The sequence below is a fragment of the Bacillus cereus group sp. MYBK79-1 genome (genome assembly GCF_051915365.1).
In the GTDB taxonomy this organism is placed as follows: Bacteria; Bacillota; Bacilli; order Bacillales; family Bacillaceae_G; genus Bacillus_A.
In genome coordinates this window covers 155126-177960 of sequence record NZ_JBQAEO010000007.1, presented here as the reverse complement: position 1 = coordinate 177960, position 22835 = coordinate 155126, and the positions used below count along the sequence as shown (strand labels likewise).

The following is a 22835-nucleotide window of genomic DNA, read 5'->3' as shown; positions in this document are numbered from 1 at the left end:
ATGGGCTTGCGAGAGGTATGTTGAACATTGTAGTAGGCAACCCGGGTTCCGCCGTTAAAAGGATAGAGTATCGGAGTTTTTCCTGTACTTGAACAAGTGGGATTTATCAATCCAATTGAGGTGGTACCACGGTATTTACATTACATATATCGTCCTCTACATGCATATTTGCGTGTAGGGGACTTTTTTATTTTCTAAAGGAGGTGTGCGAGTATGAAATGAAAGTGTATAATTAATAAAAGTTTAAATATTCAGAAAAGGAGAATTTATGATGAAAGAAACACAGCAATGGACGTCGAAAATAGGCTTTGTACTCGCAGCAGCCGGAGCCGCAGTAGGTCTTGGTGCGATATGGAAATTTCCATATGTTGCAGGTAATGGTGGGGGAGGCGCATTCTTCCTTGTATTTTTACTATTAACTTTATTTATAGGTATGCCGCTTCTTTTAGCTGAATTTGTTATTGGACGTAGTACGCAAAAAGAGGCAGTTACAGCGTATAAAGTATTGGTGCCAAATAGCAAGTTATATCCTTGGATTGGTCGCATGGGTGTTGTTACTTGTTTTAGTGTACTATCTTTTTATAGTGTTGTAGGTGGATGGATTTTACTGTACTTATACTATAGTGTTACAGGGAGCTTCTGGAATGGTGTTGTTGATTATGGACAATTGTTTGGTGAAACGATTTCAAATCCAGTAAGCGCGATTGGAGCACAATTTATCTTTATGCTTTGCACTATTTTTGTTGTAAGTAAAGGTGTAGAGAAAGGGATAGAAAAAGCAAGTAAGTATATGATGCCGCTATTATTTATTTTATTTATTGCGATCATTGTTCGTGCGTTAACACTGGATGGTGCATTTGCTGGGGTAGAGTTCTTCTTAAAACCAGATTTTTCAAAGCTGACAGCAGATACAATTTTATACGCGATGGGACAATCGTTCTTCTCGTTAACAGTTGGTGCCTCAGTAATGGTAACGTATAGTTCATATTTGAAGAAAGAAGAGCATTTAGCTAAATCAGCAACATCTATTGTAAGTTTAACTATTTTTATTACAGTACTTGCAGGATTAGCAATCTTCCCAGCGATTTTCGCATTAGGCGTTAAGCCGACTGAAGGACCAGGACTACTGTTTATCGTCCTTCCAGCAGTATTTGCGAAAATACCATTTGGACAATTTTTCTTTATTATGTTTTTAGTTTTATTCTTCTTTGCAACGTTAACATCGGCGATTTCTATGCTTGAAATTGTAGTAGCATCTGTTGCGAAAGATAATGAGAAAAAGCGTCCGTCAGCATCATTATTAATTGGTATTCTTATTTTTGCAGTTGGAATCCCGTCAGCTCTATCGTTTGGAATTATGAGTGATGTGAAAATATTTGGGAAAACATTCTTTGACTTAGTCGATTTCTCGGTAAGTAACGTATTACTGCCGCTTGGTGTACTAGCCATTTCGCTATTCGTACCAAATAAGATGAGTAAAGAAATGTTAATGAAAGAATTAGAAGTTACGGAAACGAAAGGGAAAACATTATTTAATATTTGGTTCTTCTTACTTCGTTATGTTATTCCAGTAACGGTAATCATTGTATTTTTAAATGCGATAGGCGTATTTAAAATGTTTGCATAATAAAAAGACGGAGATTTCTCCGTCTTTTTATTATGTTGTAGGTGTATGTAATAAGCGATTATAGGCTTTATAGTTTGTGACGACTGCAATAAATGATCCAATTAAAAATAACGATGAGCCGCCCAAATGTAAATAACTGGCCAATGTAAGTTTCTCTAGCTTCTTCTATTTTTTGTTGTACTTGTGTATTCATATGATTCACCCCGTAAAATATAGGCATTTAGTTGTAGTTTATTTGGAGTACCTATAGTGTGTGAAGTGAAAATAAAAAACTCGGTATGCACCGAGTTTTTTTCTATAATCCAATATAAGGGGATGGATCCACTGCGTTTGTCTTACCGACATTCCATTCTCCAAGGTGAAGTTCAAAGTGCAAATGCTGTCCGTATGATTGGCCAGTGTTACCCATAAATCCAAGTTGAGTGCCTTGTTTTACAGTTTGTCCACTTGATACAGAACGGCTACTCATATGAGCATATACTGTCGTGTATGTTTTTCCGTTTATACGGTGAGATAAGTACACAACATTTCCGTAACTAGATGATAATTCCGAGCGAATAACAACACCATCCGCAGCCGCTATAATTGGAACAGTTCCTGAAGCAGCGATATCGATTCCTTTATGGTTATCTAAAGAACGTACGCCAAATCCAGAAGTTTTTGATCCAGCTGCTGGCTTAATAAAGCCGCCAATATTTGTATCGTGTGGTGTTGGAGCTGCTTGAGCTGTTTGAGCAGATGTAGTAGCTTGTTTACGAGCTTCTTCTGCCTTACGGGCTTCTTCAGCTTTACGAGCCTCTTCGGCACGCTTTTCTTCTTCAATTGCTTTTTGAACAGCTTGACGCTGATTTTCTAAAATACCTTTTGATTCTTCTAATCCTTCAATCTCCGAATCTACTTTAGCTACTTTCGTATGTAGATCGTTAATAAGAGTTTGTTGCTGTTGTTGGTTATTTTGTAATTCTTGCTGTTTTTGTTCTAATTTTTGCTCAGATTCTTTCAGTTGTTGTTCTTTTTTCTCGACAGCCTCTTTTTCTTTCGCTACAGCATTTTGATCAGTTGTTTGTTTTTTCACAATATCAGTATCGTTGTTTAAAATTAAACTTACAGAGTACATATTATCAACAAGATCAGCGATATTTGTAGAAGTTGTTATTACCTCTGTAATAATATTTGTGCGAGGTTTTTCTTGCATAGATTGCAGTCGTTGCTTAATAACTTCCTGACGTGTATCTATGTTTGTTTGTAATTGTTCTATATGTTTCTTTTTTTCAGTAATTACTTGTTGTGTTTTACTAATTTCTTTTTTTGTATCGTTTAATTCAGCTTCGTTTTTATTAATAGAAGTAGTTAAATCGTCAATTTTCTTTTGTAATTCTTGAATTTCTTTTTCTATTTGGTCTTTCTCAGCTGATTTATTTTGTAAGTCATTTTGTTTTCCTTCTAATTCAGATTGAATATTAGATAATTTATCTTGATTCGTTTCAGCGTATACGGGTGAAAGTAACGGAGAAACAAAAATTGTTCCTGCTGCTAAAACACTAAACGCTGCAAATTTCTTTTTCATGGTTGTCTGGCTCCTTTCCCTATGACTGTTATATATCATAAGAAGAAGAGTGTCTATCGTTGTAATCATAATGTAAAGAAAATTTTATAAAATTGCTAAGTTTTGTCGGAATTTATCATTTTCCAACGATAATTGTCATGGTACATGCATTTTTTGTTCGTGTAACAAGGATGTATTTTTGGTATTTTTTGTTAAATAAAGGAAAAATATAATTATTTTATATAGTAAAATTTTAGATAGAAATCCTATAAAACACTCATAAGGAATCGTTCTCATGTGAGGTTTTCTGACATGGGTTTTGTTTTTGTCAAGAAAATTATTTGCGCTCGGGCAAACTTATTTTGTTGTCAGATTTAAAATTTTGATTTATGATTTTCAACAGGGACAAAATGTAGTGAATTGTCGAATAATATGTAATACTCTTAATTTCAAGTTTTATAGATATAGAATGAGAGGTAGAGTGACACATCGAAGAGGGGGTTACAACAAGTATGAAAAGAATAGGACTTGCATGGCAAATATTAATTGGTCTTGCACTAGGTATTGCAGTTGGGGCGATTTTCTTTGATAATCCAGCTGTTGTGAAATACTTACAACCAATTGGCGATATTTTCATCCGATTAATTAAGATGATCGTTGTGCCGATTGTTGTAGCAAGTATTGTTGTTGGAGTTGCTGGTGTTGGTGATGTAAAAAAATTAGGCCGACTAGGCGGAAAAACAATTATTTACTTTGAAATTATTACAACAATTGCAATTGTTGTTGGTCTATTAATAGCGAATATTTTCCAACCAGGAAAAGGCGTAAATATGGAGCAGTTAACAAAGACAGATATTTCAAAATATACACATACGACAGAGCAGGTACAAAGTCATTCATTTGCAGATACATTTGTAAATATTGTTCCAACGAATATTATGAAGTCATTAGCTGATGGAGATATGCTTGCTATTATCTTCTTCTCTGTACTATTCGGTTTAGGTGTAGCAGCAATTGGTGAAAGAGGAAGACCAGTTCTTCAATTTTTCCAAGGTGTAGCTGATGCAATGTTTTACGTAACGAACCAGGTTATGAAATTTGCACCATTTGGTGTATTTGCACTAATCGGTGTTACAGTTTCTACATTTGGTCTTGCGTCATTAATTCCATTAGGGAAATTACTAATTGTCGTATACGGAGCAATGATCTTCTTCGTTGTAGTTGTCTTAGGACTTACAGCGAAAATATTTGGAATTAACATTTTCCAATTCTTCAAGATTTTAAAAGACGAACTGATCTTAGCATACTCTACAGCAAGTTCAGAAACAGTTTTACCGAAAATCATGGAGAAAATGGAGAAGTTCGGTTGTCCGAAAGCAATTACATCTTTCGTTATTCCGACAGGTTATTCATTTAACTTAGATGGATCAACTTTATATCAAGCGATTGCAGCTATTTTCTTAGCGCAAATGTACGGTATTGATTTATCTATTTCTCAACAAGTTACATTATTACTTGTATTAATGGTTACATCAAAAGGTATTGCGGGTGTACCGGGCGTATCATTCGTTGTATTATTAGCGACACTTGGTACAGTAGGTATTCCAGCTGAAGGTTTAGCCTTCATCGCTGGTATTGACCGTATTTTAGATATGGCTCGTACAGCAGTTAACGTTGTAGGTAACTCTTTAGCAGCTGTAGTTATGTCTAAGTGGGAAGGTCAGTATGATGCTGAAAAAGGACAAGCTTATTTGAAAGAAATTTCTAATAAGCAAGCAGCTTAATTATAATTTGAACAAGCTCTCACATAATATGTGGGGGCTTTTCTATATAGAAGGGGAGCGGACGTAATGAAACGTAAATATGGTGACGGTTCTTCGTGGAAGCGACTACTAGAGAAGGATTATACGGTTAAGCGAGTAGAAGAAGGAATGCTAGGAATACTGGAAATAAAAAAAGTTAGAGAGCCTAGTTGTAAAGAATATGATGGTAAAGAACTTTGTATTGCAGGGAATCAATATACGTGGATTCAATATTTCATAAAAGGGAAAAACTTTGCGATTACAGCTATGTTAGATGATCAGAAAAAATTAGTGCAATATTACATCGATGTGGCAAAAGAATATAAAATTGACGACCGTGGTTTACCGTATTTTGATGATTTATATTTAGATGTAGTATTATTACCGAACGGTAAGGTGTATGTACTAGATGAAGATGAGCTAGAGGATGCTTATAAAAGTGGCAATGTTACAAAAGAAGAGTATGAGTTAGCTTGGTACACCACGAAATGGATAATAGATGCAATAAAAAATAGTGAATTTTATTGGATTTCAATATTGGAAGAAGAAATCAAAAAGTTAAAATGATTGTTGTATTCAAATTTTTGCATAATTACCAAAAAAATCTATACAAAAAATAATTGACTTTTGTTTTGTAAGCGAGTAAAGTTAGGGAAGAAATTACTATTAAAAAATAAATATGAAACCTTCTTATAAAGAGAGGCGGAGGGACTGGCCCTACGATGCCTCGGCAGCGGACTCGATTTCAGAGTGCTGTGCCAAATCCAGCAAGCATGTGCTTGAAAGATGAGAAGAGCGTTTCTTATACATGTATAAGACCTCTTCTCATTGGAAGAGGTCTTTTGTTATTTATTAGAAAAAGGTTGAAACTAGGGAGAGATGGTACTTTGAAAGAAACGAGAGGAAATGGTTTGGCTTTATTACCACTTGGGATATTTTTGGCGCTATTTATTGGTTCTGGAATTATTACAGGTGATTTCTATAAATTGCCGATACTTGTAGCAATTTCAATTGCTGTAGGAGTCGCTTTAGCAATGAATCGTAAAGAAAGCTTTAATGTAAAAGTAGAACGATTTGCTAAAGGTGCAGGGAACCCAGATATTATGATTATGGTTCTGATTTTTGTACTGGCAGGAGCGTTTTCTGAAACAGCAAAAGGGATGGGCGGCGTTGATTCTACAGTTAACTTAGCGTTATCCATTTTACCGCAAGGGTTTATCGTGGCTGGAATTTTTGTTATAGGTGCATTTATTTCATTAGCGATGGGAACTTCAATGGGAACAATAGCTGCATTAGCACCAATTGCTGTAGGGATTAGTGGGCAAACTGATATCTCCATTGCACTTACGATGGCTACTGTTGTTGGCGGGGCGATGTTTGGTGATAATTTATCATTTATTTCAGATACAACAATCGCAGCAGTACGCTCACAAGGAACAGAAATGAAAGATAAGTTTAAAACGAACTTTTTAATTGTATTACCAGCAGCTATTATTACAATTGTACTGTTAGTAATACTTACTTTAGGAAGCGATACGCAAGTTAAAGCGCATAGCTTTGACTGGATAAAGATTTTACCGTATGCAGGAGTACTGATTACAGCGTTACTTGGCTGGAATGTACTTATTGTATTAACTGGTGGAACGGTACTATCTGGCGTTATCGGTCTTTTAGATGGCAGTTACACGTTAGAGAGTTTCTTTAAAAGTGTAACGACTGGAATGGGCGGTATGATGGAGTTAGTATTACTGGCTATTTTAATTGGCGGTATGGTCGAACTGATTCAATATAATGGTGGCATCCAATATTTAATGAATATTTTAACACGTAATATTCGTTCTAAAAAAGGAGCAGAGTTTGGTATTGCTGGTTTAGTAGGTATGACGAATATGTGTACAGCCAATAATACGATTTCTATTATCTTTACAGGTCCACTTGCGAAAAACATTGCAGATCAGTATGAAATTGATCCACGTAAATCAGCGAGTGTATTAGATCTTTTCTCATGTTGTGTGCAAGGATTAATACCGTACGGCGCGCAAATGTTAACAGCAGCAGGATTTGCGGCGTTATCTCCGATTGAATTGTTACCATATGCGTTTTATCCGATCTTAGTTGGAGTATGTGGAATCATTTCTATATTAATTGGTTTCCCGAGGTTTTCTAAAGTGGCGGGAAAGAAAGAGTATCATAAAACAGCGTAATTAAAATGAAGTTTATGAATCGTAACGAAAGCCGTACAGAGAATATTCTCTGTACGGCTTTTTATATGCGATAAAAGGGCGAATGTTCCTACTCCTACCATATGTTTTTACAAAAGGCTGAATGCAACTCGGTCTTAAGTCTGAGTCGAAAACGGTTCTTAAGCTCGTTATGGAAAGATGAAAAAATAGTTAAGATAAGAGTATCAAATCGAAGGGAGGCAAGCACAAGATGAAACAATTTCTAGCGTTTATCGCGGCCGGTATTTTGGCTTTAATTGCTCTTGGTAGTCTTGCTGGTATTGTAGGATTCGCAATCGGAGCAGGAGTTGTGTACTGGAGCTATAAATCATTTGTGCGAGCACAATCATTTTTTGGAAAGTTAGCTTGGGGTATTGTTGGTTTAATCGGTTTATCCATTGCACTTTCTCATTCCCCAGCACTAATCGGTATCGCAGCATTAGTAGTTTTATACTACGGATACCGTGAGTGGAAAAAAGAAAAAGATGTAGTTGTTGATTCTGCTCCAGAAAGTTCTAAATCATATAGCAACTTTGAAGATGAGTGGAACAAGTTAATGAAAAACTAATAAAAACCAAATCAAATTTATAAAGTAGAAGAGAGGAAGATTATAATGAAACAATCTTTATTCGGACGTGTACGCGATGCAATTTTAGCAGATTTTCATAATGTGTTAGATGAGAAAGAAAGAAAAAATCCAATCGCTATGTTAAACCAATATTTACGCGATAGTGAGCGTGAAACAACAAAAATTGAGAAGTTAATTCAGCGTCATAAAACATTAAAATCTAATTTCGCTCGTGAGCTTGAGCAAGCACGTTATTTCGTTAATAAAAGATCAAAGCAAGCTATCATCGCTCAAGAAGCAGGCGAATTACAGTTACACGAACGTGCATTAGAAGAAGTAGCTTATTATGAAGGGCAAGTAACTCGATTAGAAGAAATGTATGCAGGTGTTGTAGAGCAAATCGATGAATTAGAGCGTCGTCTTTCTGAAATGAAAAACAAATTAAAAGAAATGCACGCAAAGCGCATGGAACTAATGGCACGTGAAAATATGGCACATGCAAATCGTCGTATGAATACAGCGATGCATAAAATGGATGAAAACAATCCATTCTTACGTTTTGAAGAAATTGATGATCATATTCGTGACTTAGAAACTCGTATAAATGAGGAGCATGAACGTGATACATTTGATATGAAGATTGCAAAGCTTGAGCGTGAAATGAAAGAAAAGAATGATGTATTGTTAACGAAAGAGTTAACAAAATAATAGTAGTATATTATAAAACAGGCTTATGATATAGTGATAGGAGAAAAGGTGTTGGAAAGCAATGCCTTTTCTTCTATGTATATGTAACAAGAAGGGGGGAGCTGAAATGAAGAAACAATTTTCAAAAACACAATTAATGGGGATGCTCCTCATCATATTTGGATTCGGTCTTTTTCTTGATATGATACTTGGACATTTTGAACCAGGTGGTCTCATTTTTGCATTTATTATGCTTATGTTTGGAAGGTATTATCGTAAAAAGAATCGTTACGTACGGGGAAATGTATTTTTATTTGTTGGTGGTATCGTATTTTTATTCTTCTTATTTTCATCAGCAGCATTTGTTCTTGTCGTATTTGCTTGTTTAGCTTTAATTGGTTATCAATTGATTCAGCAAGGGCACCAGCAAAAAGCAATGAAGGTTGAAATTAAAGAAAAAGGGATTATAGATGAAGAGAAGCAAATATATCGTACAGAACCATACTTGAAAAATATGTTTGTAGGTAATGTACGAATGATGGATCATATTTATGAACTTGAGGATATTAATGTTCAATATGGTGCTTGTGATGTTGAAATAGATTTAACAACTGCCATGATTCCAGAAGGAGAAACGGTAATTGTTATTAGAGGTGTAGTAGGGAATATTCGTTTATATGTGCCGTATGATATTGAACTGTCATTAAATCATTCTGTTATTGTCGGACGTGTGCTCCTGCCAGGACATGAGGAAACGGGGTTTAATCGCAATGTTACATTTAGAACAGAGCAGTATAAAGAAGCTCCTCGTCGTATAAAAATTATTTCTTCGCTTGTCGTAGGCGATACGGAAGTGAGGAAAGTATAATGAAGAAACAAAAAAATATTTCGTGGATGTATATTCGTTACTCTATGTTGTCCTCAGTTAGTATCGCGCTTATTTGTACAATTGTATATGTATGGAAAAGTGAGCAACAAGTTTATGATTTATTATGGAAAGAATCCATCGCTTCTGTTCCAATTGGCTTGTTTATTATGACTACAAGTTTACTTATCGGGGGAATTGTAGGGTATGCAATCGGTTACTATATAGAGCAGCGTATACAAGGATTAAATACTTTTCTATTTGAAGTAGAGCGAGGGAATTTTCCGAGTGATGTTTCGTTTACTGCAGATGATGAATTTCATGAAGTGGAACGAAAAGTAATCGGTCTTGCTCGTCGATTAGAGGAGCAAGCTGGACTCTTTCAAAAAGTAACGAATGAACGAGCTCATTGGAATGAAGAGATGAGACAAGAAGCGATATCTCAGGAAAGGCATCGATTGGCGAGAGAGCTGCATGATTCTGTAAGTCAGCAGCTTTTTGCAATGTCGATGATGATGTCGGCTATTAATGAACAAGTAGCTGAAATTCCAGAAATGACGAAAAAGCAGTTGCAGCTCGTTGAAAATATGGTTGTAAATGCGCAGTCAGAAATGAGAGCATTGCTTCTTCATTTACGGCCTGTACAATTAGAAGGTAAGAAACTGACACAAGGTATAGAGGAATTATTAACGGAATTATCGCGAAAGCAACATATGAAAATTGAATGGCTAATCGAGCCAATAGAATTGAAAAAAGGTGTAGAAGATCATTTATTTCGTATTGTGCAAGAAGCTTTATCCAATACTTTACGACATGCGAAAGCTAAGAAAACGGAAGTACGTCTTCGGAAAATTGATCAATATGCAATTCTAAAAATTATTGATGATGGCGTTGGATTTGAAGTCGGAGTGAATAAGGCTGGTTCATATGGTTTAAGATCAATGCAAGAGCGTGTTCATGAGATTGGTGGGACATTAAAAGTACTTAGTTTCCCGGCTAAAGGGACGCAAATAGAAGTAAAAGTACCGATTATGATTGAGAGAGGGGGAGAATCATGATAAAAGTGTTACTTGTCGATGATCATGAAATGGTTCGAATGGGTGTATCAGCATATTTATCAACGCAGCCAGATATAGAAGTAGTTGGAGAAGCTGAAAATGGAAGAAAAGGTTCAGAGTTAGCACTGCAATTAAGACCAGATATTATTTTGATGGATCTTGTCATGGACGAGATGGATGGGGTTGAAGCAACACGTGCTATTATTCAGGAATGGCCAGAAGCGAAAATTGTAGTTGTAACGAGCTTTTTAGATGATGAGAAATTGTACCCTGTTATTGAGGCTGGAGCGACAAGTTATTTATTAAAAACATCAAGAGCAAGTGATATAGCAGACGCTGTACGAGCTACTTATGATGGAGAAACGGTATTAGAGCCAAAAGTTACTGGTAAAATGATGTCTCGTATGCGTCAGAAGAAAGAACAACCTTTGCATGAGGAGTTAACAGAAAGAGAGTCTGAAATTTTGTTATTAATTGCAGAGGGGAAAAGTAATCAAGAGATTGCAGATGAATTGTTTATTGCCCTCAAAACAGTAAAGACACATGTGAGTAATATATTAAATAAGCTAAATGTAAGTGACCGGACACAGGCGGTTATTTATGCATTTAGACACCAATTGACAAAATAATAAAGTAAAACGTAAATCAGCAAGGGGATAGAGCGCCCTTGCTGATTATTAGTTCACACCAAATCTTTTTATTGACGTCAATAAATGTAAGCGTTATCATTAAGTTGTTAACAGTACATACAAAGGGGAGAATGTATATGTTAGTTCAAACTATATTTGGTATGGATAAGTCTAAAAAATTAGGGGATTATGTGAACGCATTACAAGCGCTTTGTGAACAATATAATGTTGAAACAGATAAAATTGCAATTGTTGAGGCGACAGAAGAGTACTATTTATTTTTAGTAAAGCAAGAAGATTGCTATGATGTTGTCAAAGTAGAAACAGTGGATACAAATATCGACTATTATACGAAAGCGTATAAAATAAGTAGTTTTAATCATACTGCTTATCAAATGTAAAAAAACTCCCTTGCGGGAGTTTTTTTAGGATGCTTTTACTTCACGAGGTTCGGTTAGTAAGGGCACTTTTTTCGCACCGCTTAGTTTAGCGATTGTAAGGCCGATGAGAGCTCCGGCTAAGGCTGGTATTAACCAGCCTATTCCTTCCTTATATAAAGGGATAAATTCAAAATATGGTGTGATAAATGAAACTGAAATACCACCTTGTTTTAATCCATCAAATACGCTTACGATTGCTGCTCCAATTAAAGCACCTACATAAACAGAGCGATATCCACCGAAATATTTATGAAGTAACGATAGTAGAACGAGTACAATTGCAACTGGATATACAACAAGTAGAATTGGAACTGAGATAGCAATAATTTTTGTTAAACCTAAGTTGGCAACTAATAATCCTAATGCGCAAATGATGCTAGCGAACGTTTTATATGAAAATTTAGTCAATAATGTTGAGAAGTATTGACTACATGCAGATACAAGTCCAACACATGTTGTTAAGCAAGCGAGTGTAACGATTAGAGATAATAGAAGTAGACCATATGGACCGAATAATTGCTGTACGATAACAGTAAGTAATTGTCCGCCATTTTTTGCATATCCGAGAGAGACGCTAGTTGCACCGAGCCAGCCAAGTGCACCATATACAAGTACGAGACCGGTAGCGGCAATAAGTCCTGCTTTCGCTGTCGCGATGGCAATGGATTTACGATCCTTCACACCTTTAGAACGAATGGCATTTACAACGATAATTCCAAATGCAAGCGCAGAAATGGTATCCATCGTTAAGTATCCTTCCATAAAGCCTTTGAAGATTGGAGAAGTTTGATACTCTTGCATTGCTGGTCCTGATTGCCCGAGCGGTGTAAATACACTTTTAACAAATAATAAGAAAATAGAGAGTAATAAAATAGGTGTTAAAATATTTCCGATGCGATCGACAAGTTTAGATGGATTTAAACTAAGCCAAAATACGATAGTGAAGAAGATGACCGTGTATACAAATAGTGCTAGGTTACTAGAGCGAATTGTTTCGGGTAAGAAAGAACTCACGCCCATTTCATAAGCGACATTTGCAACGCGTGGAATTCCCATAGAAGGACCGATTGCGATGTACACAACTACAGTAAAGAAAATTCCGAATAATGGGTGAACATGACTTGCGAGTTGTTGCATGCCGTTTCCTGATAAAGAAATTGCAATAACAGTTAATAATGGTAAACCGACTCCTGTTAGTAAAAATCCAATCATTGCCGGCCAAAAGTTTTCACCTGCATTTTGTCCAAGCATGGGAGGGAAAATTAAATTACCTGCCCCAAAAAATAAAGAAAATAGCATAAGACCTGTGGAAAAAATATGTTTTTTTGATACAGTGTTCATTGTTTTTCCTCCTTTTTTAAATTCATTTGTAAGAACACAAAAAACTCGTCCCTAAAGAAAGGGACGAGTTATATTTACCCGCGATACCACCCTAATTTATACATGTAGAAATTAGTCTATATGTATACGGCTTTACAACGTACAACATGATACGTGTTCCTTGTAACGGGGGACAGCCGGTAAGAACTTACTGTAACATTCGGTTCTACTTCTCGGAGATGATTTTCGGCTACGCACTGAACGTTGGCTTTCAGCAAATCGCCAACTCTCTGGGGGACAGTCCTATAACGTACTCGTTCTCGTCAATGAATTTTTATTCAAGTATTCTGACAGTATTGTTGCATGTTTTTTTTTGAAAGTCAATATTTTTTTGAAAGATATATTTATATCCAGAAATATCGAATGAGATATTTGTTGCGGTAAAGGGAATGGTGAATTGTAAAATGGGAGTAAAATTTTGTAGAGAATTGTAAAATTTGTGGAGAAAGTTGATATTTATAGGAGTAAAGAAGGTATTGTTTGAATTTACAGAGAATAATACAACAATCCACTTGCTGGAAAGAACAAACCAAAAGAGGTGACTGAAATGCTTGCGATGGGAGTATTATTTGGCATTATTGCTATAATTGGTTTTATGTGGTTATATTATTCGCGTTCGTTTAAACAAGCAGAAGTTTTACTCTTTCAAAAAGGTAGTTTGTTGACAAATCAGTCTAGATATTTAGTATGTCCGAAGTGTGGAAGTGCACAGGCCAGAAGTGGAGGATATCAAGAGTGTTGCAAAATTAGATTATGAAAGAAGGAAGCCTCACATTATTTTGTGAGGCTTCCTTCCTTACAATTTCATAGCGCTCCAAATTGTCCACCGATCTCTTTCGATAATAGGAGAGACGTTTTGCAAGGCAGTCTGTACTTGTTGTAGAAGTTGAGAAAGTTCATAATCTGTTAATTCGTATAGAATGGATCGACCTGTTCGAGGTGATAAATCTTGTAGCAATGCTTCTACAGAATCATGTATTTTTCGTACTTCCCATTGTGTTTGAGTGGGGAACACGTGAAGAAAATATTTTTGTAATTCTTGTTGTATCGTGTCGGTTTTTGGACGTCTTTTTGATTCAATTTCAATGAGTTTTGGAAAGATAGAGAAAAAATATCCACGGATGTGTTCGGGGCTTCCAGGAATTGTGCAATCTTCGATGGTTCGGTCTTGTACAATAAGTACACCGTTTTTCTTTAATATACGAGAAGCTTCACGTAGAAATGTAGGAATGTCGTGTAAATGATGAATCACTGCGCGCGAAATAACAATGTCGAATGTATCATTAGGAGATGGGACGCTATGCGCATCGCCGTTAATGAATGAAATGTTTGAAAAGCCGTTACAATTTTCTTTTGCAGCTTGTAATATTTCTTTGGAAAAATCCAGTCCAACAACACTTTTTGCTCCCATAAGAGCAAGTTCTTTCGTATAAATTCCGCCACCACAGCCGATATCAATTATTTGTTTGTTTTGTATATTTGTAATACTTTTTATCATTTCTCCCCAAGAAATATGGGCGTTTCTCTGTGCGTATGTGTATTTATTATTTGCATCATAAAAATTAATGGACATGAAAAAGACCTCCTTTCAATGCTTAGTATAGCGTATTTTATAGTGTGTCACGTTTTTGTTTTTTGTATGAAGATTATAAGGATTTCTTATTGTAAAGGGAGGATTAAGTTGAAAAGGAAATATGTATTGTTGTTATTTGCTATGTTACTAGCATCTTGTAGTCAAACAGAGCCAAAAAAAGAAACAGAAAAAGTAGAAGAGACGGTGAATGAAGTGAAAGAAACAATAGGGGTAACCGTTATACAAAAAAAACATAAAGAGAAAAAGTTACAGGAATTAGACGCGAAGTTAGTAATAGACATTATAGATAAAGCGGAAAAACAAGAAGTAACAGGTAGTTTTGGTGAACCGGAATATGAAATACAAATTAGTAGAGATGGAAAAAAAGAAACATATTATGCATGGCTAAGAGGAGAAGACAGACGAGGTTGGGTACAACATAAGACAGATATGTATATGTTGGATAAAAAAGATACGGAAAAGCTGTTGGCTATATTTCCAAATGCTTCAGAACAAAAAGAAGATGAGATGCAGGTAGGCCCTTTAACGGAAGTAACAAAAAAAGATTTGCAAATTACCGCGTTTCATATTAAAGCAGGCGATCAAAAAGTGAATTATACGGTACGGTATACGATTTCACAATCACTATACAACAAGTTAGAGAAGGAACGAGAATATTATTTGCAAGTCATTTATCCGGAAAAAGTTCAAAAATTAATTGGAACAAAAGAGAGTGAAAAAATTTCAGGTGAAAAGGTAAAGGAAGGGTATAAACAGTATGAATTGCATGCTACTGTGCAGGTAAAAGATGCTTCAGAATCACAACTAAAGTCATTAGAAACATATTATGAAAATTATGATTTGAAAATATTGAATAGTAAAAAAGAAAAAATAGGTGTTTTTCAAAATATCATTCAAATTGTTAAAGAGTATGGTGAAAAAATGAATTTACAAAGATAAAGTGAAACTATAATCAGCCCTTACGGATCGGAGTGAAGATAATTTGTAAAGTCTATATGGCCTTTCCTAGGAAATGATAATAGAGAGGGGGAAAACACCCCTCTCTATTACTTTGCTTTTGCAGATGGCTCATTCATTGATTTGCGTGTAATAAGAAAAGAAATCATAAGAGCGGAAAGGATGATAAGAGCAATAAATACGTGATTGGGCAACAAATCTAATAATAATACGTAGCTAACGGTATAAAAAATAAGAGTTGAAGCTAAAAACGATAGAGCGCCTATTATGAGAGATTGCAAATTCATCTGTATACACCTCCTTGTATTTATATTTTTGGCTAAAAATGGATTAAATAAACATTATTTCTAACGATAGAAAAAAATATGTCATAATAGAGAAAAGAACAAGCTTTCATGAATATGAATCATTAATGAGAGATAAAGGAGAGGAATATGAAAAATAATAGAAAAGGGTTATGGGGAATTATTGTTGCAATAGGGTTATTTTTACTTTCTAAGTTAAAGTGGGTCTTTGCAATTTTTAAATTAGCAAAGTTTTCAACGGTATTTAGTATGTTTCTATCGCTTGGTGCATACGCAGTTATATATGGTTGGAAATTTGGGGTAGCGCTCATTTATTTATTGTTTATTCATGAAATGGGCCATTTATGGGCTGCGAAAAGAAAGGGGATACCAACATCGCCAGCAATATTTATTCCATTTATGGGCGCTCTTATTGGGATGAAAGAGATGCCGAAAAATGCAAAAGATGAGGCTTACATCGCCTTCATGGGACCTCTTTTCGGATTGTTGTCATTTTTACCTGCGATTCCACTTTATATAATAACGAAAGAGCCATTTTGGGCATTAATTATTTTACTTGGAAGTATGATTAACTTCTTTAACTTGATTCCGGTTTCTCCATTAGATGGTGGACGAATTATCTCAGTTGTAAGTACAAAGATTTGGGGAGCGGGCCTTATTGTATTGCTCGGTTATTCCATTTACTTTAAAAGTATTTTGGGAGGATTTATTTTTATTATCGGCTGTATGGAATTATATAGAGTAATAAAGAGAGATGAGCCAATTAAGGAATTAGGATATAGAATTGATGGAATGAAAGAATATGTTGCAAGGCTTGAAGAGGAGTTAAAAGAAACAGGTGCAGTGCATCGGAATATTTATATGATGCAACATGAAATAAATATATTAAGACAAAAAGAACGAGAGAAAGAATTAAAAACAGGAGAACTTCAAAGGATTGAAGTGTTAGAGTATCTTTTACCAAAGTTTGAGCCACTTGATTACGTCCCATATGAAGATGAAAAAGAAACATATACAATTCATATAAGAGAAGCATTTGAAATGTCAGAAAAAAAATTACAGGAATGGGATGCAGAAAAGAGACAACAGGAAAACTATTACAAAGTGGATACGAAAACGAAATGGACAGTATTTGCTTGTTATATCGGATTAATGGCTATACTCGGTTACACAGCTTATGAAGGATATATTGTTTTACAAGAACATTTGCCAAGGAGAAATGTATAGAAAAATATTGTCGAAATGATAGGAATGGTTTATACAGGAATTATATTTTTACGAGAGAATGTTACAAGTATAGTCATATTTTGTAATATCTTTAGTAGAGAAGGAGTTCTGTATATGAAGAAATTGTTAAGGGTATTCGGGATTATTATCGTAATGATCATTGCGAGCTATAGCCTTATGAAAGTACTGTTACATTATGCGAATAAGCCTGCTGAGGTAAATACAATAGCTCAAGTAGAAGATGTACAAGAAGAGACAAAAGTGCTTGATTTTATTCGTACGACACATGAAAGTTATAATAATTTCTTAAATTATGGTAAAGCAGAGAATTATACAGAAGGGGACTGGAACCAATTGAAACAATGGTTTCAACAACAAGAATCGTCTTTAAAAAATATACATAAAGAAATAAAGAATGAAAAAATAAAACGTGATGTAAATAGAAGCTATGAAATTGTAAAAAAAGGTGTGGAACTTCAAAATATTGAGTATGTAGTTTATGCACATCGTGTATACCATGACTTAGATATTATAGTAAATAAATATAGAGGTGAAACGAACATCTGGGGGTATACAGAATTTGGAGATGGGAAAGATATAAGGGTAATTGAACAAGCTATACAGTCCAAATAATAAGCTAGCTAGAATTCTAGTTGGCTTATTTTCTTTTGTAAGTACAATGTTCATATATTTTTCACAAAAACACCGTGTTAATAGTGATTAAAATCACAATCTGTATTATACAATTCAGTTAAACTAAAAACAGTTAAGGAAATAGAGGAGTGGGATACAATGTTAAGTGAAAAAACAATTGAAATTGTAAAGTCAACAGTACCATTATTACAAGAAAAAGGCGTTGAAATTACAACGAGATTTTATGAAATTTTATTTTCGGAACATCCGGAGTTATTGAATATTTTCAACCATACAAATCAGAAAAAGGGAAGACAACAACAAGCGTTAGCGAATGCTGTTTATGCAGCGGCAACGTATATTGATAATTTAGAAGCTATTATTCCAGTTGTAAAACAAATTGGTCATAAGCATAGAAGTTTAGGTATTAAAGCGGAGCATTACCCAATTGTAGGTACATGTTTACTACGTGCAATTAAAGAGGTCGCAGGTGCACCTGATGAAGTTTTAAATGCATGGGGAGAAGCATATGGTGTCATTGCTGATGCATTCATTAGCATTGAAGCAGAGATGTATGAAGAAGCAGCACATAAAGAAGGTGGATGGAAAGATTTCCGTAACTTTGTGGTTGTTAAAAAAGTGAAGGAAAGCGACGTTATTACATCATTTTATTTAAAACCTGAAGATGGCGGGAAAGTTTCTTCATTCATCCCAGGACAATATGTAACGATTCAAATAAATATAGAAGGTGAAACATATACACATAATCGTCAATATAGCTTATCAGATGCTCCAGGAAAAGACTATTATCGTATTAGTGTAAAGAAAGAAAAAGGTGTAGATACACCGGACGGTAAAGTATCTAATTACTTACATGATCATGTGGAAGAAGGGGATATGTTACCAGTAAGTGCACCAGCAGGAGATTTCATATTAAATATGGATTCAACATTACCAGTTGTATTAATTAGTGGTGGAGTAGGTATTACACCAATGATGAGTATGCTAAATACTTTAATTGAACAAGATTCAAAACGTAATGTATGTTTTGTCCATGCAGCGATAAATAGTAATACACATGCAATGAAAGAACACGTTGAGGCAGTAGATAATGAATACGAACAAGTTAAAGCGTATACTTGCTATTCTGCACCAACTGAAAAAGATTTGGAAATGAAGAACTTTGATAAAGAAGGTTTCATTGAAGCTGAATGGTTACAAACGATTATTCCGACAACTGAAGCAGCATTTTATTTCTGTGGTCCTGTACCATTTATGAAGCATATAAATGCTGCACTAACTGATTTAGGTGTGAAACAAGAGCATATTCACTATGAGTTTTTCGGTCCAGCAGCAAGCTTACAATAGATGAGGTTTGAAATAAGCAAAAAACGAGGTATTATTTTACCTCGTTTTTTATTTGTTCTCGTAATAGCCGATTTACTGTTTCACGGCGTATACCTATGAGTTGACCGATTTCAGTTTGTGTTAATATTTCATATATAGGAATGTCACCTAAATATAGTGTGAACCACTCTTGTAAACGATGTAGACGTTCTTTCGGAGAGACGGTTGTCAATTGATCGATACGCTGTTGCATCATTCTTAATTTTGATTGTAGTTGCATAGCAATATTTGCATATGATGCAGGGTTTGCCTGAAGTTGATCGTACCATTCATTACTAATTATAGGTTCAACTTCTGTTTTCATTAAAGCGATTGCTGTACCGTGATATTCCTTCGGTGAAATTAAAGAATGATGAGGTATCGTTTCACCTGGAACGATAATGTTGAATAGAAATGGTGTTCCATCTTCTTCTATCCGTACTACTTTTAATAAACCTGTTTTTATAAAATATAAAGGACCGTCCTCGCCTTGACGGAATAGTACATCTCCTTTGTGTAGAATCAATGTTAGCCCCCCATTTAAACATTTCTATTTCTTTTATTTTAGCGTATATGTATAAAGACAATATGCTTTTAAACAGCAATTTCATTGACGAAATATATGCTATTACAGTAGTATACTATTTAGTGTGTAATAGTACTAGCAATGAATACGCTGTAGGGGGTTTAGTATATTGTTAGATGCGATAAAAATGACGGATATGAGAATTCCGGCGAATGCTATCATTCATGTAGAAGAGATGAAAGGTGGAGTCGTGTTATCCGTTGAAGTAGACGGCCAAATTATTTATACGATGGCTTATGATGAAGAAACAGATAGTTATGCTGAATTATATGATCGAAACGATAAGAGGGCGTGCCAAGTACATGAGGATTTTATGGGATGGTCACTTCTTCATTAAAAAAGATGTCAATATGACATCTTTTTTATTAAACCGATAGAATATACAAAGAAATGAAATATAAGGATAAAATTTGTAATAAATGATTTTGCATTGTTAGCACTTTGTAACTGCAAGTAAATTATTTTTTCGCTATCATAAAGATAACAGTCGCAGTTATAGGAGTGGTCAACTTGAAGAAAGTACATATTTCCAATTATATGTTATTAAGTGTTTGTTTAATTTTATTTGTTCTCTTAGGAGGATTTTTATATTCATGTGTATAAGAAAAAACGCATTCTAAAAAGAACGCGTTATAAAAAAGAAGTAATGATTAATCTAGTTCCGAGAATAATTAATGTGATACGTAATAAATTAATTACGGCCTTACCACTTAATTTTGTATTAATATAAGCCCCGATTTTTCCGCCAATCCATGCACCAGGAATAAGAATTAATGCATAAATCCAGCTGACATTTCCAAGAGAGATGTGAGTTGCAGAACTTACAATGGCTGATAGAAATACGATAAACATCGAAGTTGCTACAGCAATATGTGCTGGGAATGCAAAAAGTAGCATCATTGCTGGAACAAGTAAGGCACCGCCGCCAATTCCAAATAACCCAGATATAAAACCAACTATAAAGGCGATAAATATAGCGAGAAGCGGTGGGAATTGATAGTGTACAGTGTTTCCTTCGTTATCTGTAAAAGAACGCTTAATTACTGTCATATTTGATAAAGAAAGAGGGTTTAATTTGTCTCGTAACATAAGAAGAATGGAGACGAAAATAAGGAAAATCCCAAAATATAAAGAAAATGTATCTTGGTTTAAAAATTTGTTTGCCCACGAGCCGATGATACCACCAGGGCCACTCCCTATAAATAAAATAAGTCCACTTTTGTAATCTACTCGTTTATGTTTCATATAAGTAAGGGTGGAAGATAGTCCTGTAAAAACGACTGTTACCATTGAAGTTCCTACTGCAAGTTGTGGTGATAGGCTGTGTAATCCGATTAATAACGGAACAATAATAATTCCGCCACCAAGCCCGACTAGACTCCCGACTGTCCCGGCGATTAGCCCGATGAAAAGTAACATGATGTATTCCAAAATTGCCAACTCCTCTATATAACTTATCCACCAATTATTATACACGCTTTTTAATAAGAAAAAGGTTTGTTCACAAAAAAGTCGTCTTCCTAGAAAAATAAGGAAGACGACTTTTAATTAAAAGATTAAGTGTAATAAAGAGTAAAATAATGCAGCTAACGAAGCTGAAATAGGAAGTGTAATAACCCATGTAATTAACATGCGTTTTGCAGTTCCCCATTTTACACCTTTCACACGATGTGAAGCACCAACCCCTAAAATAGAAGAAGAGATAACGTGCGTTGTACTAACTGGTAAGTGAATGAATGTTGCGCCGAAAATAACCAGTGATGATGATAAATCAGCAGCTACCCCATTTACAGGACGAATTTTCATAATTTGTCCACCGACAGTTTTAATAATTTTCCATCCGCCGACAGAAGTACCAAGACCCATTGCGATTGCACAAGATAATTGTACCCAGAACGGGATGTCGTCAGAAGTATGATAGTTATTGGCCATAAGAGCCATCGTAATGATTCCCATTGCTTTTTGTGCATCATTTGTACCATGTGTATAAGCTTGTAATGCTGCAGTGAAGATCTGGAATATACGGAAGTTTTTGTTCGTTTTCGTTAAGTTAAAGTTTTTAAAGACCACTTTAAAAATACTGTATACGATATAACCAATAACAAAAGCGATAATCGGTGAAATGATTAAAGCTTCAAGAATTTTTATGAACCCTTTAAGATTTAAAGAGCTAATACCAGCAGCAGCGATAGCTGCACCTGCGATTGAGCCAATGATTGCATGCGAAGAACTACTTGGAATACCGTAGTACCAAGTAATTAAATTCCAAGCTATTGCCGCAAGTAAAGCAGCTAAAATTACAAGAGAACCATTTTGCAAGGCAAATGGATCAACGATATCTTTTGTAATCGTTTTTGCTACACCTGTAAATGTCATCGCACCTAAAAAGTTCATAATAGCTGCCATAATAATTGCATGTCTAGGCTTTAGAGCTTTCGTTGAAACAGCCGTTGCAATAGCGTTTGCTGTATCGTGAAATCCATTGATAAAGTCAAAAGCTAAGGCGCAAATGACTACTAAAACGGTCAGTATCAAGAGTGTATCCATGATCAAACTCCTTACGCGTTCTTCATAATAATTGTTTCTAATACGTTTGCAACGCTTTGGCAGCTATCCGCTACTTCTTCAAGCTCTTCGTAAATCTCTTTGTATTGAATAATCTTAATCGGATCTTTCTCACGAGAGAATAAGTGCTTAATCGCATGACGGCGAATATCATCACATTGTGATTCGTAATCCTTAATTTTAATCGCGTTCGTACGAATGTCGACTAACTTCTTTTTAGACAGTAGTTCAACAGAATTTGCAATCTCAATCGCACATTGATTAATTGCTTCAACGAATTTAATCATGTATTCATCAGCTTCTGTAATAGAATACATTTCGAATAGACCAGCACTATGATCTAATCCGTCTAATACATCATCCATACTCATTGCAAGTTGTAGGATGTCCTCACGTTCAATAGGAGTAATAAACGCTTTGTTTAGCTCCATAATGATTTCGTGAATAAATGAGTCACCTTTTGACTCATACTCTTTCATGCGCATAGAAAACTCTTTTAAATCGCTAGCATTTTTAATTTTATACTCCACGAAAAACTGCGCGCCTTCTTTTAAATTTTCAGAAACGTTCATTAACATTTCAGAAAATTTATCTTTTTTTGATTTAAAGACCATTATTAGTTACCCCCACAAAAGTAATATATGTAAAATATATTGGCTAGTCAATTCTAACAAAAAACTGTCGTTTTTTAAAACATTTTATCGAAAAGTTTACAAAAACTTAACATAACTCTTATTGTTGTATTAATAATATTAATA

At 35.0% G+C, this 22835-nt stretch carries 24 protein-coding genes, 1 riboswitch and 2 other annotated features (1 of these 27 cut by a window edge); of the genes, 16 read left to right on the top strand and 8 right to left on the bottom strand.

Annotation, left to right across the window (positions count from 1 at the left end; genetic code table 11):
- Positions 1-160 (top strand) — a binding site (T-box leader); it begins 89 nt to the left of the window's first position.
- Between the two features lie 111 nt (positions 161-271).
- Positions 272-1627 (top strand): sodium-dependent transporter, encoded by a 1356-nt coding sequence (locus ACTFOB_RS14245; RefSeq protein WP_440025238.1) that lies wholly within the window; start codon positions 272-274, stop codon positions 1625-1627.
- A gap of 295 nt (positions 1628-1922) precedes the next feature.
- On the opposite strand, the gene ACTFOB_RS14240 is transcribed toward ACTFOB_RS14245, so the two are convergent.
- The gene (locus tag ACTFOB_RS14240; protein WP_440025236.1) at positions 1923-3194 is read right to left on the bottom strand and encodes a murein hydrolase activator EnvC family protein; all 1272 of its coding nucleotides are present in this window, start codon (positions 3192-3194) and stop codon (positions 1923-1925) included.
- A gap of 491 nt (positions 3195-3685) precedes the next feature.
- Between ACTFOB_RS14240 and gltP the strand changes: the two genes are divergently transcribed.
- From gltP to ACTFOB_RS14195, 9 genes are all read left to right on the top strand, one after another.
- Positions 3686-4957 (top strand): glutamate/aspartate:proton symporter GltP, encoded by a 1272-nt coding sequence (gltP, locus tag ACTFOB_RS14235; protein ID WP_440025234.1) that lies wholly within the window; start codon positions 3686-3688, stop codon positions 4955-4957.
- Between the two features lie 66 nt (positions 4958-5023).
- Positions 5024-5542, top strand: coding sequence for a DUF402 domain-containing protein (locus ACTFOB_RS14230; protein WP_440025232.1), 519 nt, complete (start codon positions 5024-5026; stop codon positions 5540-5542).
- A 120-nt stretch (positions 5543-5662) separates the two neighbouring features.
- A riboswitch (SAM riboswitch) is annotated at positions 5663-5768 on the top strand.
- A 94-nt stretch (positions 5769-5862) separates the two neighbouring features.
- Positions 5863-7179: a Na+/H+ antiporter NhaC family protein gene (locus tag ACTFOB_RS14225; RefSeq protein ID WP_440025231.1), complete on the top strand. Its 1317-nt coding sequence runs from the start codon at positions 5863-5865 to the stop codon at positions 7177-7179.
- 229 nt (positions 7180-7408) lie between these two features.
- A complete protein-coding gene (locus ACTFOB_RS14220; protein ID WP_440025230.1) occupies positions 7409-7765 on the top strand; it encodes a lmo0954 family membrane protein in 357 nt (118 codons plus the stop codon).
- Positions 7766-7810: 45 nt separating this feature from the next.
- On the top strand, positions 7811-8473 hold the full coding sequence (locus ACTFOB_RS14215) for a PspA/IM30 family protein (protein ID WP_440025228.1): 663 nt from the start codon (positions 7811-7813) through the stop codon (positions 8471-8473).
- 106 nt (positions 8474-8579) lie between these two features.
- Positions 8580-9320 carry a cell wall-active antibiotics response protein LiaF gene (gene liaF, locus ACTFOB_RS14210; protein ID WP_440025227.1) on the top strand — a complete coding sequence of 247 codons (741 nt, stop codon included), beginning with the start codon at positions 8580-8582 and terminating at the stop codon, positions 9318-9320.
- Positions 9320-10375 (top strand): histidine kinase, encoded by a 1056-nt coding sequence (locus tag ACTFOB_RS14205; protein ID WP_440025226.1) that lies wholly within the window; start codon positions 9320-9322, stop codon positions 10373-10375. The genes liaF and ACTFOB_RS14205 overlap by 1 nt, the downstream gene beginning before the upstream one ends.
- The gene (locus ACTFOB_RS14200) at positions 10372-11004 is read left to right on the top strand and encodes a response regulator (RefSeq protein WP_000598709.1); all 633 of its coding nucleotides are present in this window, start codon (positions 10372-10374) and stop codon (positions 11002-11004) included. Before ACTFOB_RS14205 ends, ACTFOB_RS14200 begins: the two co-directional genes overlap by 4 nt.
- 62 nt (positions 11005-11066) lie before the next feature.
- On the top strand, positions 11067-11405 hold the full coding sequence (locus ACTFOB_RS14195) for a DUF3922 domain-containing protein (protein WP_151631118.1): 339 nt from the start codon (positions 11067-11069) through the stop codon (positions 11403-11405).
- Between the two features lie 24 nt (positions 11406-11429).
- On the opposite strand, the gene brnQ3 is transcribed toward ACTFOB_RS14195, so the two are convergent.
- A complete protein-coding gene (gene brnQ3, locus ACTFOB_RS14190) occupies positions 11430-12785 on the bottom strand; it encodes a branched-chain amino acid transport system II carrier protein BrnQ3 (protein ID WP_440025225.1) in 1356 nt (451 codons plus the stop codon).
- Positions 12786-12841: 56 nt separating this feature from the next.
- Positions 12842-13100, bottom strand: a binding site (T-box leader).
- A gap of 271 nt (positions 13101-13371) precedes the next feature.
- On the opposite strand from brnQ3, the gene ACTFOB_RS14185 reads away from it, so the two are divergent.
- The gene (locus ACTFOB_RS14185; RefSeq protein ID WP_000880630.1) at positions 13372-13581 is read left to right on the top strand and encodes a hypothetical protein; all 210 of its coding nucleotides are present in this window, start codon (positions 13372-13374) and stop codon (positions 13579-13581) included.
- Between the two features lie 39 nt (positions 13582-13620).
- Here the strand turns inward: ACTFOB_RS14185 and ACTFOB_RS14180 are convergent, their stop codons facing one another.
- Positions 13621-14397 carry a class I SAM-dependent methyltransferase gene (locus tag ACTFOB_RS14180; RefSeq protein WP_440025224.1) on the bottom strand — a complete coding sequence of 259 codons (777 nt, stop codon included), beginning with the start codon at positions 14395-14397 and terminating at the stop codon, positions 13621-13623.
- A 108-nt stretch (positions 14398-14505) separates the two neighbouring features.
- Between ACTFOB_RS14180 and ACTFOB_RS14175 the strand changes: the two genes are divergently transcribed.
- A complete protein-coding gene (locus ACTFOB_RS14175) occupies positions 14506-15357 on the top strand; it encodes a hypothetical protein (protein ID WP_440025223.1) in 852 nt (283 codons plus the stop codon).
- 107 nt (positions 15358-15464) lie between these two features.
- Here ACTFOB_RS14175 and ACTFOB_RS14170 read toward each other — a convergent pair whose 3' ends face one another.
- The gene (locus tag ACTFOB_RS14170; RefSeq protein ID WP_001053353.1) at positions 15465-15662 is read right to left on the bottom strand and encodes a hypothetical protein; all 198 of its coding nucleotides are present in this window, start codon (positions 15660-15662) and stop codon (positions 15465-15467) included.
- Positions 15663-15809: 147 nt separating this feature from the next.
- On the opposite strand from ACTFOB_RS14170, the gene ACTFOB_RS14165 reads away from it, so the two are divergent.
- From ACTFOB_RS14165 to hmpA, 3 genes are all read left to right on the top strand, one after another.
- Positions 15810-16907 (top strand): site-2 protease family protein, encoded by a 1098-nt coding sequence (locus tag ACTFOB_RS14165; protein ID WP_440025222.1) that lies wholly within the window; start codon positions 15810-15812, stop codon positions 16905-16907.
- A gap of 114 nt (positions 16908-17021) precedes the next feature.
- Positions 17022-17540, top strand: coding sequence for a hypothetical protein (locus ACTFOB_RS14160; protein ID WP_440025221.1), 519 nt, complete (start codon positions 17022-17024; stop codon positions 17538-17540).
- Between the two features lie 159 nt (positions 17541-17699).
- Complete coding sequence (gene hmpA, locus ACTFOB_RS14155; RefSeq protein WP_440025220.1) at positions 17700-18908, top strand: NO-inducible flavohemoprotein; 1209 nt, start codon at positions 17700-17702, stop codon at positions 18906-18908.
- Positions 18909-18939: 31 nt separating this feature from the next.
- On the opposite strand, the gene ACTFOB_RS14150 is transcribed toward hmpA, so the two are convergent.
- Positions 18940-19452 (bottom strand): Crp/Fnr family transcriptional regulator, encoded by a 513-nt coding sequence (locus ACTFOB_RS14150; protein ID WP_000600574.1) that lies wholly within the window; start codon positions 19450-19452, stop codon positions 18940-18942.
- A 169-nt stretch (positions 19453-19621) separates the two neighbouring features.
- Here ACTFOB_RS14150 and ACTFOB_RS14145 point away from each other — a divergent pair, with 169 nt between their 5' ends.
- Positions 19622-19849, top strand: coding sequence for a hypothetical protein (locus ACTFOB_RS14145; RefSeq protein WP_000882907.1), 228 nt, complete (start codon positions 19622-19624; stop codon positions 19847-19849).
- Between the two features lie 293 nt (positions 19850-20142).
- On the opposite strand, the gene ACTFOB_RS14140 is transcribed toward ACTFOB_RS14145, so the two are convergent.
- The 3 genes from ACTFOB_RS14140 to ACTFOB_RS14130 form a co-directional block, all read right to left on the bottom strand.
- On the bottom strand, positions 20143-20943 hold the full coding sequence (locus ACTFOB_RS14140; RefSeq protein ID WP_000455763.1) for a sulfite exporter TauE/SafE family protein: 801 nt from the start codon (positions 20941-20943) through the stop codon (positions 20143-20145).
- Positions 20944-21060: 117 nt separating this feature from the next.
- On the bottom strand, positions 21061-22059 hold the full coding sequence (locus ACTFOB_RS14135; protein ID WP_151631111.1) for an inorganic phosphate transporter: 999 nt from the start codon (positions 22057-22059) through the stop codon (positions 21061-21063).
- A gap of 11 nt (positions 22060-22070) precedes the next feature.
- Entirely contained in the window at positions 22071-22691 is a 621-nt protein-coding gene (locus tag ACTFOB_RS14130) for a DUF47 domain-containing protein (protein ID WP_000231446.1), read from the bottom strand.
- Positions 22692-22835 lie beyond the last annotated feature (144 nt).

Bases quoted from the DNA above. Each gene is read 5' to 3' on its own strand.
- ACTFOB_RS14245 (WP_440025238.1), top strand. From the start codon at position 272: ATGAAAGAAACACAGCAATGGACGTCGAAAATAGGCTTTGTACTCGCA.
- ACTFOB_RS14240 (WP_440025236.1), bottom strand. From the start codon at position 3,194: ATGAAAAAGAAATTTGCAGCGTTTAGTGTTTTAGCAGCAGGAACAATT.
- gltP (WP_440025234.1), top strand. From the start codon at position 3,686: ATGAAAAGAATAGGACTTGCATGGCAAATATTAATTGGTCTTGCACTA.
- ACTFOB_RS14230 (WP_440025232.1), top strand. From the start codon at position 5,024: ATGAAACGTAAATATGGTGACGGTTCTTCGTGGAAGCGACTACTAGAG.
- ACTFOB_RS14220 (WP_440025230.1), top strand. From the start codon at position 7,409: ATGAAACAATTTCTAGCGTTTATCGCGGCCGGTATTTTGGCTTTAATT.
- ACTFOB_RS14215 (WP_440025228.1), top strand. From the start codon at position 7,811: ATGAAACAATCTTTATTCGGACGTGTACGCGATGCAATTTTAGCAGAT.
- liaF (WP_440025227.1), top strand. From the start codon at position 8,580: ATGAAGAAACAATTTTCAAAAACACAATTAATGGGGATGCTCCTCATC.
- ACTFOB_RS14205 (WP_440025226.1), top strand. From the start codon at position 9,320: ATGAAGAAACAAAAAAATATTTCGTGGATGTATATTCGTTACTCTATG.
- ACTFOB_RS14200 (WP_000598709.1), top strand. From the start codon at position 10,372: ATGATAAAAGTGTTACTTGTCGATGATCATGAAATGGTTCGAATGGGT.
- brnQ3 (WP_440025225.1), bottom strand. From the start codon at position 12,785: ATGAACACTGTATCAAAAAAACATATTTTTTCCACAGGTCTTATGCTA.
- ACTFOB_RS14185 (WP_000880630.1), top strand. From the start codon at position 13,372: ATGCTTGCGATGGGAGTATTATTTGGCATTATTGCTATAATTGGTTTT.
- ACTFOB_RS14180 (WP_440025224.1), bottom strand. From the start codon at position 14,397: ATGTCCATTAATTTTTATGATGCAAATAATAAATACACATACGCACAG.
- ACTFOB_RS14170 (WP_001053353.1), bottom strand. From the start codon at position 15,662: ATGAATTTGCAATCTCTCATAATAGGCGCTCTATCGTTTTTAGCTTCA.
- ACTFOB_RS14165 (WP_440025222.1), top strand. From the start codon at position 15,810: ATGAAAAATAATAGAAAAGGGTTATGGGGAATTATTGTTGCAATAGGG.
- ACTFOB_RS14160 (WP_440025221.1), top strand. From the start codon at position 17,022: ATGAAGAAATTGTTAAGGGTATTCGGGATTATTATCGTAATGATCATT.
- hmpA (WP_440025220.1), top strand. From the start codon at position 17,700: ATGTTAAGTGAAAAAACAATTGAAATTGTAAAGTCAACAGTACCATTA.
- ACTFOB_RS14135 (WP_151631111.1), bottom strand. From the start codon at position 22,059: ATGGATACACTCTTGATACTGACCGTTTTAGTAGTCATTTGCGCCTTA.
- ACTFOB_RS14130 (WP_000231446.1), bottom strand. From the start codon at position 22,691: ATGGTCTTTAAATCAAAAAAAGATAAATTTTCTGAAATGTTAATGAAC.